10 protein-coding genes are annotated in these 10815 nt (G+C 67.8%); 8 read left to right on the top strand and 2 right to left on the bottom strand.

Features of this window, described 5'->3' with window-relative positions:
* The 6 genes from WAZ62_RS14135 to WAZ62_RS14160 form a co-directional block, all read left to right on the top strand.
* On the top strand, positions 1–1349 hold a 1349-nt coding region (locus tag WAZ62_RS14135; RefSeq protein WP_422644179.1), incomplete at its 5' end, for an FAD-binding oxidoreductase.
* Between the two features lie 25 nt (positions 1350–1374).
* On the top strand, positions 1375–2364 hold the full coding sequence (locus tag WAZ62_RS14140; RefSeq protein WP_422644180.1) for an SDR family oxidoreductase: 990 nt from the start codon (positions 1375–1377) through the stop codon (positions 2362–2364).
* Positions 2361–2801, top strand: a complete 441-nt coding sequence (locus WAZ62_RS14145) for a GNAT family acetyltransferase (protein WP_422644181.1) — start codon at positions 2361–2363, stop codon at positions 2799–2801. The genes WAZ62_RS14140 and WAZ62_RS14145 overlap by 4 nt, the downstream gene beginning before the upstream one ends.
* 41 nt (positions 2802–2842) lie before the next feature.
* Positions 2843–3613: an SDR family NAD(P)-dependent oxidoreductase gene (locus WAZ62_RS14150; protein ID WP_422644182.1), complete on the top strand. Its 771-nt coding sequence runs from the start codon at positions 2843–2845 to the stop codon at positions 3611–3613.
* Between the two features lie 2 nt (positions 3614–3615).
* A complete protein-coding gene (locus tag WAZ62_RS14155; RefSeq protein WP_422644183.1) occupies positions 3616–4617 on the top strand; it encodes a YheT family hydrolase in 1002 nt (333 codons plus the stop codon).
* A 12-nt stretch (positions 4618–4629) separates the two neighbouring features.
* The gene (locus WAZ62_RS14160) at positions 4630–5583 is read left to right on the top strand and encodes an alpha/beta hydrolase (protein ID WP_422644184.1); all 954 of its coding nucleotides are present in this window, start codon (positions 4630–4632) and stop codon (positions 5581–5583) included.
* A gap of 10 nt (positions 5584–5593) precedes the next feature.
* On the opposite strand, the gene WAZ62_RS14165 is transcribed toward WAZ62_RS14160, so the two are convergent.
* Positions 5594–6511 (bottom strand): LysR family transcriptional regulator, encoded by a 918-nt coding sequence (locus WAZ62_RS14165; RefSeq protein WP_422644185.1) that lies wholly within the window; start codon positions 6509–6511, stop codon positions 5594–5596.
* Between the two features lie 44 nt (positions 6512–6555).
* On the opposite strand from WAZ62_RS14165, the gene WAZ62_RS14170 reads away from it, so the two are divergent.
* Positions 6556–7326 carry an SDR family NAD(P)-dependent oxidoreductase gene (locus WAZ62_RS14170; protein WP_422644186.1) on the top strand — a complete coding sequence of 257 codons (771 nt, stop codon included), beginning with the start codon at positions 6556–6558 and terminating at the stop codon, positions 7324–7326.
* 224 nt (positions 7327–7550) lie between these two features.
* The gene (locus WAZ62_RS14175; RefSeq protein ID WP_422644187.1) at positions 7551–9347 is read left to right on the top strand and encodes a trypsin-like peptidase domain-containing protein; all 1797 of its coding nucleotides are present in this window, start codon (positions 7551–7553) and stop codon (positions 9345–9347) included.
* 39 nt (positions 9348–9386) lie between these two features.
* On the opposite strand, the gene WAZ62_RS14180 is transcribed toward WAZ62_RS14175, so the two are convergent.
* Positions 9387–10343 carry a hypothetical protein gene (locus WAZ62_RS14180; protein ID WP_422644188.1) on the bottom strand — a complete coding sequence of 319 codons (957 nt, stop codon included), beginning with the start codon at positions 10341–10343 and terminating at the stop codon, positions 9387–9389.
* Positions 10344–10815 lie beyond the last annotated feature (472 nt).

A 10815-nucleotide genomic window follows, 5' to 3' on the forward strand; every position in this document is an offset into this window, starting at 1 on the left:
AGGCCTCGGACCTCGCGCCCAGGCTGAAGGATCAGCGCGGGCGCTATGTCGGGCGGACGCCGCTGGCCCTGCGGCCGGCCAGCACCGAAGCCCTGGCCGCGGCCATGGCGCTCCTTCATGGCGAAGGCATCGCCATGGTGCCCCAGGGCGGCAACACCGGCCTTGTCGGCGGCGCGACCCCGGACGAGAGCGGCGATCAGGTGCTGATCCTGACCGAGCGGATGCGCGCCATCCGCGCCCTCGATCCCGAAGGCGACACGATCACGGTCGAGGCCGGCTGCACCCTGGCCGAGGTTCAGGCCGCGGCCGAGAGCATCGACCGGCTCTATCCGGTCTCCCTCGCCTCCCAGGGCAGTTGCACCATCGGCGGCAATCTGGCGACCAATGCCGGCGGCGTGCAGGTGCTGCGCTATGGCAACACCCGCGAACAGGTGCTGGGGCTCGAGGTCGTGCTGCCGGACGGCCGGATCTGGAACGGGTTGCGGGCGCTGCGCAAGGACAACACCGGCTATGACCTGAAGCAGGTCTTCATCGGGGCGGAAGGGACGCTGGGCATCATCACCGCCGCCGTGCTGCGCCTGTGGCCACGGCCGCGCGCCCGCGCCGTCGCCTTCTGCGCCGTGCCCGATGTTCCGGCCGCCGTTAGCCTGCTGGGCCGCCTGCGAACCGTGGCGGGCGAGGCCCTGACCGCCTTCGAACTGATGCCGGAGACCGGCCTCGGCTTCGTGTTGCGCCATCTGCCCGGCAGCCAGCGGCCGCTGGCGACCGTCTCGCCCTGGTATGTGCTGACCGAAATCGCGGCCCAGCGCGACGATCCCCAACCCCTGCTGGAGGCGGCGCTGGAAGCCGCGATGGCGGATGGCCTCGTCCTCGACGCCACCCTTGCCGCCTCGGAAGCGCAGCGGGCCGCGCTCTGGCACCTGCGGGAAGACATGTCGGACGCCCAGAAGCCCGAGGGCGCCTCGCTGAAGCATGATGTCTCGATCCCGGTGCCCGCCATCGCCGGCTTCGTCGCCGAGGCCTTCGCCGCCGTCTCGGCGCACGACCCCGGCGTGCGCATCGTCTGCTTCGGCCATGTCGGCGACGGCAACCTGCATTTCAACCTGAGCCAGCCAATCGGCGCCGATCCCGCCGCCTTCCTTGCGCGAACGACGGAATTCGCAGAGATTGTCCACGATCTCGTTCATGCCCATCAGGGCTCGATCTCGGCCGAACACGGTCTTGGCCGTTTGAAGCTGGACGAGATAACCCGCTATCACAGCGAGGTCGAACTGGACCTCAAACGCCGCATCAAGACGGCGATGGACCCCCGGGGCCTGATGAACCCCGGGAAACTCGTCAAACCATAATCATCGCTTGAGGGGAGAGGCAGCAATGCCACAGGCATTCGTCACGGGGGCAACCGGTTTCGTCGGCATCAACCTGGTGGACGAACTCGTCGCGCGGAACTGGCAGGTTACCTGCCTGGTCCGTCAGGGCTCGAACACAAGTCTTCTCGCTCGCCGCCCGGTCAGTCTGGCGACCGGCGGCATCACCGATATCGACAGCCTGCGGGCCGCCATGCCCGAAGCGGTCGATGTCGTGTTCCATGTCGCGGGTGATACCAATCTGTGGTCGCGCAACAATGCCCGGCAGACCGCGAACAATGTCGACGGCACGCGCAACATGTGCGCCGTCGCCCTGGAAAAAGGCGCGAAGCGTTTCGTCCATACCTCGACCATCTCGGTCTGGGGCCTGATCGACGGGCCGATCACCGAGGAGACGCCGCAGAAGGGCGGCGTCTCCTGGATCAATTACCAGCGCTCGAAATATCTCGCGGAACAGGAAGTGAAAAAGGCGATCGGGCGCGGCCTCGACGCCGTGATCCTGAACCCGGGCGCCATCGTCGGCGCGCAGGACAGCCACACCTGGGCCCGCCTGTTCCTGATGGTGGCGGAAGACGAATTGCCCGGTATTCCGCCCGGCGGCGTGTCCTTCACCCATGTCCGCGAAGTGGTGAAGGCGCATATCGCCGCCGCCGAGAAAGGCACGACCGGGGCCAATTACGTGCTGGGCGGGACCGACGCCACCATGCGCGAATTCGTCGCCGAAATCGCCCGCCGCCTCGGCAAGAGCCGGGTGCCGCCGGTGGTGCCGCTCGCCGTTCTCAAGGTCATGGGCCAGCTCTATGCCCTGAGGGCGATGCTGACCGGACGCGAGCCGCCCTTGACGCCGGAAGCCGCGGCCATGGCCGCCAAATCCAATCCCTGCCCCAGCCTGAAGGCGCAGCGCGAACTCGACTACCGGCCGGTTCCACTGGCCGACATGGTCGCAGACTGCGCAGACTGGCTTATCGCGCAAGGGTACATCGAAAGACCGAGATGACCGACGACATCGCCATCCGCCCCATCACCGACGCCGATATCGAACCCGTGGTCGCGCTGTGGGAAGCCTGCGGGCTGACCCGGCCGTGGAACGACCCGAGGGACGACATCGCCCGCGCCCGAGGTTCGATGGAAGCCGTGATCATGGTGGCCGAGCGCGACAACGCGGTGATCGGCACCGTCATGGTCGGCCATGACGGGCACCGGGCCTGGATGTATTACGTCGCGGTCAGCCCGGGGCTGCAGGGCATCGGCCTTGGCCGCCGGCTGGTCAAGGCGGCGGAGATCTGGGCGGCGGCGACGGGAATGCAGAAGATGCATCTGCTGATCCGGCCCGAGAACGGCAAGGTTCGCGGCTTTTACGAATCGATCGGCTATGCCGAGCAGCCGCGGGTGATGATGGCGAAATGGCTGGACGGCAGGCCGCTCGATCCCTGATCCTCCCAAAACAAAAAAAACAAACCGAGGGAGAGTTCATCGTGGCATTCGCGGCTTTCGACCTGACCGGCAAGGTGGTGCTGGTAACCGGGGGCAACGGCGGCATCGGCTTTGGTTTCGCCGAGGGCTGCGCCAAAGCCGGCGCCGATATCGCGATCTGGGGCACCAACGCGGCGAAGACCGCCGCCGCGGTCGAGCGCCTGTCGGCCCATGGCACCAGGATCGCCGGTTTCGAGGTTTCGGTCGATGACGAAGCCGCGGTCGCCGATGGCTTTGCCCGTACCGTCGACACGCTCGGAAGGGTCGATACCTGTTTCGCCAATGCCGGGGTGATCGGCGCGGCCCCGTCCTTCATGCAGCTTGGCCTCGACGAATGGCGGCGGGTGATGGCGGTCAATCTCGACGGCGCCTTCCTGACATTGCGCGAGGCGGCCCGCCATATGACCCTGCGGGGCGGCGGCGGCTCGCTGGTGGTCACCGCCTCGGTCGCCGGCCTCGAAGGCGCGGCGCGCAACGAACATTACGGCGCCAGCAAGGGCGCCGTCGTCTCGATGATGCGGGGCATCGCGGCCGAGTTGGGGCGCGACGGCATCCGCTGCAACGCCATCCTGCCCGGCTGGGTCGAAAGCGACATGACCGGCGCGATTTTCGCCAACCCCAGGTTCCAGGACAAGGTCCTGCCCCGGGTCCCGGTGCGACGCTGGGGCCGGCCCGAGGATTTCGCCGGCATGGCGATCTATCTCGCCTCCGATGCCAGCAGTTTCCATACCGGCGACTGTATTGTCATCGACGGCGGCTATACCATTTTCTGAACATGACCCTCGACGACATCGGCCTGCCCCCCTTCCGCCCCCGCCCGCCCTGGCTGGGCGGCCATCTGCAGACCGTGCGCAACGCCCTGATGAAGCCGGCGGTCCAGCGTCCGCCAGCCAGCGAAACGCCGCTGCGCCTGCCGGTTTCGGACGGCACGGGCGACATCCTGCACGCCGTGCTCGACCAGCCGGTCGATGCCGGCGAGGGCCTGCCCCTCGTCCTGCTGGCCCATGGCATCGCCGGCAGCGCCGAGAGTTATTACATGCGGGCGACCGCCGCCCGGCTGCTCGGCCTCGGCTACCGCGTGCTGCGCCTGAACCTGCGCGGCGCCGGCCCCAGCCGGATCGACTGCGGCCGCCATTACCACGCCGGCCGCTCGCAGGACCTGCGCGATGCCATCGACGGCCTGTCGCCCGAGCTGACCGCGCTCGGCATCGTCGCCATCGGCTTTTCGCTGGGCGCCAACACGGTTTTGAAACTGGCCGGGGAACAGGGCGCGAAGGGACCGGTGATCGCGGTTGTCAGCATCTGCGCCCCGATCGATCTCGGCGCCACCACGAGGACGATGAACCGGCGCGGTAACCGCTTCTACCAGTCCTATCTGCTGAAGGCCTTCAAGGCGGAATATGTCGCGCCGGGGGCCCTATTGTCCGACCCGCTGCGGACGGCGGTGGAGGCGGCGCGAAGTTTCGTCGAATTCGACCGGACGGTGACGGCGCCCCGCAACAATTACCCCACGCCCGAAGCCTTTCACGCCGCCAACAGTGCCCGTCATTTCGTTTCCGGCATCCGGGTGCCCGCCCTGGTGATCGCGGCCAAGGATGATCCGATCATCCCCTTTTCCAGCTACCGCGCCGTCGAATGGTCGAAATCCCCCTCCATCCTTCCGGCCTTCACCAGGGGTGGCGGCCATGTCGGCCATCACGGGCGGGACGGCATCTGGTATGTCGACGCCATCGAAAAATTCCTGACCGCCCTTGCCGGGCGCGACGGCCATAACTGAAGGGAGAGCATCATGACCCTCGATCCGCAGGCCAAGGCCATTCTCGACCAGATCGCCCGCTCGCCCATGCCGAAGATGCATCAAGTGCCGGCCAGCGTCGCCCGCCAGATGTTCGAGATCACCTGCAAGCTGACCGACATGAAGGACCTGCCGATCGGCCGGGTCGAGGACCGCGTCATTCCGGGGCCGGACGACACGCCCTTGCCGATCCGCATCTACACGCCCGTCGCGGCTCCGTCCGGGCCGCTGCCCGTGCTCGTGTTCTTCCATGGCGGCGGCTTCGTCATCGGCAGCCTCGACAGCCACGACGCGCCCTGCCGGCTGATCGCCAATGACGCGCGCTGTCTCGTCGTCTCGGTAGACTATCGCCTGGCCCCTGAACACCGCTTCCCGGCGGCGGTCGAGGATTGCCTGGCCGCGGTCACCTGGGTCGCCCGCAACGCGGCCGAAATCAACGCCGACCCGAACCGGATCGCGGTCGGCGGCGATTCCGCGGGCGGCAATCTCTCGGCCGTGGTCGCCCAGCAGCTGCGCGACGCGGGTGGCCCCAGGATCATGTTCCAGCTGCTGATCTATCCGGCGACCGATGCCCTGCACGAAGGCCTGTCGCGGACGGCCAATGCCGAGGGCTTCATGCTGGACAAGGACCTGATGTCCTGGTTCTTCACCCAGTATCTGGGGGACGGCGGCGGCGTCGATCTCGCCGATCCGCGCTTCTCGCCCCTGCGCCATCCGAACCTCGGCAATCTCGGCACGGTCCATGTCGTCGTCGCGGGCTTCGACCCGCTGCGCGACGAAGGCATTGCCTATGCCGAGGCCCTGAAGGCGGCGGGCAACAAGGTCACGCTCTCCGAGTTCAAGGGCCAGATTCACGGCTTCTGCTCGATGGCCGGGGTGATCGAGGCCGGCCGCACCGCCCTCGTCGAGGGCGCGGCCCTGCTGAAGGAAGCCTTCGCCCAGGCCTGAGGGGGCGGGATCAGCCGCGCGGCGCGCCCATCAGGGCGGGCCGCTCGCGCTTCATGACCGCGCTCAGCTGATCGATCATGGCGCGCAGGCGTGGCGCGTGGCGCAATTCGCGATGCACCGCCAGCCAGACTTCGCGTAAAGGGCAGGCGCCCGGCGCGGTCAGCCGGGTCAGGCCCTCGTCGTCGCCGATGAAACAGGGCAGCAGCCCGACCCCGAGCCCGGCCTTGATCGCCGCCAGCTGCGCGGCGATGCCGTCGACCCGCAGCGCCGGCCGCGCCCCGCGCGCGACCGTGGCGAACCATTGCGCATCGGCCGCGCCCGACAACTCGGGCGGCGGCCCGACCGCGTCGCAACCCGAAAACGTGCCGGCGACCGGCGATCGCCGCTCCTCGGGATCGAGGCCGGCCGACAGGACGTAGCGGGGCGAGGCATAGACGGCGAAGGCGATGAAGGCGACCCGGCGCACGAAAAGCTCCGCCTGATCGGGCAGTGAAAACCGCAGGGCGATATCGCTGTCGCGCCGCGCCAGCACCGGCGGCCGCTCGTCGGCGACCAACTCGACCGCGAGGCCGGGGTGGCTGGCAATGAACGGCGCGAGGCGCGAGGCGAGAAAGGGCGCGATCAGCAATTCCGGGGCCGAGAGGCGCAGGATGCCCTCGAGCGCGGTCGGCCCGCCCGCCAGTTCGACCTGAAGCTCGGCCATGGTGCCGGCGACATGTTCGGCGGCGGCGACGACCCGGCTACCCAGTTCGGTCGCCATCAGGCTGGTGCCCTGGCGCTCGAACAAGGGCTGGCCGATCACGGCTTCCATCGCCGCGAGGCGCCGCCCCATGGTCGACTGGTTGAGCCCGAGGGCGCGCCCGGCCGCCGTCAGCGTGCCGTGACGGGCGATCGCCAATGCGATCTTGAGATCGTCCCAATCCTGCATGACTCTGGTCCAAAGAAAACGAATCAGGGGGGCACGTCGGCATCATGGCATCGAAACTGTTCGACATGACAGGCAAGGTCGCGATCGTCACCGGCTCCAGCCGGGGCATCGGTCGCGCGATCGCGCTGGAATTCGCCCGCGCCGGGGCGACCGTCGTCGTCTCCAGCCGCAAACCCGAAGCCTGCGACAAGGTCCGCGCCGAGATCGCGGCGGAAGGCGGCACCGCCACGGTCATTCCCTGCAACATCTCGTCGCGCGAGGATTGCGAGGCGCTGATCCGCGGCACCATGGCGCAATTCGGCCGGATCGACGCCCTCGTCTGCAATGCCGCGGTGAACCCCTATTTCGGCCCGATCGCCGATGTGCCGGATGCCGCCTTCGACAAGATCATGGCCTCCAACATCAAGTCGAACCTGTGGCTGTGCCAGATGGCGCGGCCTGCCCTGGCGGTCCGGGGCGGCGCCATCCTGATCATTTCCTCGATCGGCGGCCTTCGCGGCTCGGCCCTGCTCGGCGCCTATTGCATTTCCAAGGCGGCGGACATGCAGCTGGCCCGCAATCTGGCGGTCGAATGGGGCAGCGAAGGCATCCGCGCCAATTGCATCGCCCCCGGGCTGATCCGGACCGATTTCGCCCGCGCCCTGTGGGAGAACCCGGATATCGAGCGCGAGGTGCTGCGCAACTGCCCCGCCGGCCGCATCGGCGAGCCCGAGGATATCGCCGGTGCCGCGCTGTTCCTGGTGTCCGACGCCGGGCGCTATACCAACGGCCAGACCCTGGCGGTCGATGGCGGCGTCACGATCGCCGGCGGCTAGGGCGCGGCGCGATACGACTGCCACACTTCAGTAAGATTCGCATTTCGCGCTTGCAAAATGTTCGCGACTCGAAGCCGGGCAGTCTAGGTTACCTTGCTCAAACAAGTCTGCAGGGTCGGCGGTGCCTTTCCGCGCCAACCCCTATTCTGGTGCCTCACATTATGAAGCCCCGTGGCCGTCGAGGCCGCCTAGTCGCAGCTGGTGCTGTTGCCGCCCTTGGTTCGATGATCCTGCTCGCCACCGGGCTGCCGGCCCTGGCGGAGAGCTATCAGCAGGGTTTCGCCGCCTATGAGCGCGGCGACTATGGTCAGGCCTACACGATCTGGTTGCCCCTGGCGCAGGAGGGCGATTCCGATGCTCAGTTCGGCGTCGGCGTCATCCTCGACAATGGCCAGGGCGTGCCGGAGAACGACGCGGAGGCCGCCAAATGGTATCGCCTCGCGGCCGAGCGCGGCAATCCGGACGCCCAGTTCAACCTCGCCCTGCTTTACGACTCGGGCAAGGGCGTGGCGATCGACAAGACCGAAGCCGCCTTCTGGTACAAGAAATCGGCCCTGAGCGGCCACGTCGGCGCGCAATACAACCTTGCCCTGATGTATGAGAGCGGCGACGGCATCGACCGCGATCCCGCGACCGCCGCCTTCTGGTATCGCAAGGCCGCCGAACAGGGCCACGCCAAGGCCCAGAACAATCTGGGCGTGCTTTACGACAAGGGCATCGGCGTGCCCGAGAACAAGTCCGAAGCCGCCCGCTGGTACGCGGCGTCGGCCGAACAGGGCTTTGCCCGGGCGCAGTTCAACCTCGGCGTCATGTATGATTTCGGCACCGGCGTGCCGCTGGACGATGGCAAGGCCGCCACCTGGTATCGCAAGGCCGCCGAACAGGGCGATGCCGAGGCCCAGTTCAACCTGGCGCTGATGCTCGACACCGGCGAAGGCATTCCGGTGGACAAGGAGCAGGCCGCCACCTGGTATCGCAAGGCGGCCCTGCAGGGCAATCCGGCGGCCCAGAACAATCTCGGCGTGCTGCTCGAATCCGGCGACGGCATGGCGCGCGCGCCCGGCGAAGCCGGCTACTGGTACGAACAGGCGGCCGAACAGGGCAATACCAGCGCCATGCGCAACCTCGCCTCCCTGTTCCGGGACGGCCAGGGCGTGCCGCAGGATCTGGTCGAAGCCTACAAATGGCTGAGCATCGCCATCGATTCCATGGCCACCGGCCCCGAACGCGAGGCGGCCCTCGAAGACCGCGCCGGCCTGGGCGAGCGCATGGAACGCTCGGAAACCAGGGAGGCACGCCGCCGCGCCGACGAATGGCTGCGCAACAGCGGGCCGGGCAGCGCCGCGCCGCGCACCGCCAGCACGCCGCCACCCGAGCGCAGCCGGACCGAACTCGATTCGACCGGGTCGGGCTTCTTCATCTCGATGGGCGGCCTCGTCCTGACCAATCACCATGTGGTCGCCACCTGTTCCGATCTGAAGCTGCGCCTTGGCAGCGAGGCCATCGGCTCGGCGACCATTGTCGCAGCCGACCCGTCCCATGATCTCGCCCTGTTGAAATCATCGTCCGTGCCGCCGTCCCGGGCGATCTTCCGCATGGGCAAGGATGTCCGCCCGGGCGACGACGTGGTCGCCGTCGGCTATCCCCTGCGGGGCCTGCTCTCGTCCGAGGCCAATGTGGCGACCGGCACCATCAGCGCCAACGCGGGCCTGCGCGACGATCCCAACTATTTCCAGATCTCGGCCCCGGTGCAGCCCGGCAATTCGGGCGGCCCCTTGCTCGACCGGGCCGGCCATGTCGTCGGCGTGGTGTCGGCGAAGCTCGATGCCCTCGAAATCGCCGATACCTATGGCGACATTCCCCAGAACGTGAATTTCGCCATCAAGGGCAGCGTCGCCGCCGCCTTCCTGAACCGCCAGCAGATCATACCGATCGGGGCCGACAGCGCGGCCCCCCTGTCGGCCGCCGATGTCGGCGAAGCGGCGCGGCGCTACACCGTGCTGGTCGAATGCTGGAAGTGACCCGCCTCCGCCTTAGGGCCTGATCAGCGGCGTTCCGCCTCAGGGCCTGATCAGCGGCGCGTCGATGCCGTCATCGCTGTGGCCCTGGCCCAATTCCGCCATCGCCTTGATCAGGAACATGTTCAGGTTGAAAAAACGCCCGGCCCTCGTCGTGAAACTGCCGCCGACGATATGGCTGAGGAACCGCAGCATGTCGGCGCAATCGAGAATCCGGCCGCCCTCGGCCCCGAGCTTGGCCGATTGCTTGGCGGCATAATCGACACTGAGACCGGCCGACGACAGAAGATCGGCATCGTTCAGCAGCGCGGCCATCCGCAGCAGGCGGTGATCCCCGGCCAGCGGCGCCAGCTCGGGAAAGGCCAGCGACGGGTCGGGCGGCGGTCCGTCGTAAAAGGCCTGACCATGCAGCGCCTTCATGTAGAGATTGGGGCCGGCCGGATCGGTCGCCAGCACGATGGCGTCGATCGCCGCCCGGTCTTCGGCGCCGATGCCGGCGGCGACGAAATAGGGCGCGGCGAGATCGGCCGAATGGCGCTCCAGACGGAAGCGCTGGGCGCCGTTCATCGTGCCGTCGTGCTCGAAATCATGGATCAGCGCGGCAAGGCAGAGGATGCCGTATTCGCGCCGGGACAGGCGGATCCGCGTCGCCACCGCATCATTGCGGCAGGCGAGATAATGCGCGTTCAGCAGGACTTCGAGCGTGTGATGGGCATTGTGATAGGGGTTGACCGGAACGGGCTGGTCCCGCGCCTCGATCGCCTCGGCCAGCGGGCGCGCCGCCACGCGGTAGGGATGGCCCGGCGGGAAGCCCTGCCCCGCCAGCAGCCAGTCGGTCATCGGCGCCAGCTTGGGCACCGGCTGCGCCTCCAGCGCCTCGAAGACGGCGATGATCGAGGCGGCGGCGCAACGCGCCGAACTGCCGGCGATCATGGCGAATGGTTCCGCCGACAGGTCGAGACCGGCCGCCCGGGCGACATCTTCAAAACTGCGCGTCATCACGATCCTGCGGCCGTCCGCGGTGTCAGACCCGGACACCGGGACAGGGCGTCGGTCGCGAGAACTGTATCTTGAGCATGGGACCCGTCATGAATTCTCGCCGGAAGACTGCAACTTTTGACCCCGGTAACGGACAACCTGCGCCCCCCGGGTGTCTGTGACGCGGATCACAGGAACGACATCGGAGACCGGAACCTGCCCCGCGCCGGGTGCATGGAACCTTCGCCGACCTCACTGTCATATCATCCAATTCGGCGAAGCGCGCCCCGGAATCCGTCTCAAAATCGTCGGGAATGGCGACGAACCGCACCATCGGCCCCTTTCACCGCTTCCTTACATGCGATAATCACGCGACAAGGGTCAGTGGCTTGCCGCGTACCGACAGGGACAGGACAGGATTTTCACGATGACTGAACAACCGGGTCAGGATACGCCCGACGCCGCGCCGCGCCAGGAGGCCGGCCGCCTGCGC

This window comes from Zavarzinia sp. (assembly GCF_049306435.1).
Classification (GTDB): Bacteria; Pseudomonadota; Alphaproteobacteria; order Zavarziniales; family Zavarziniaceae; genus Zavarzinia.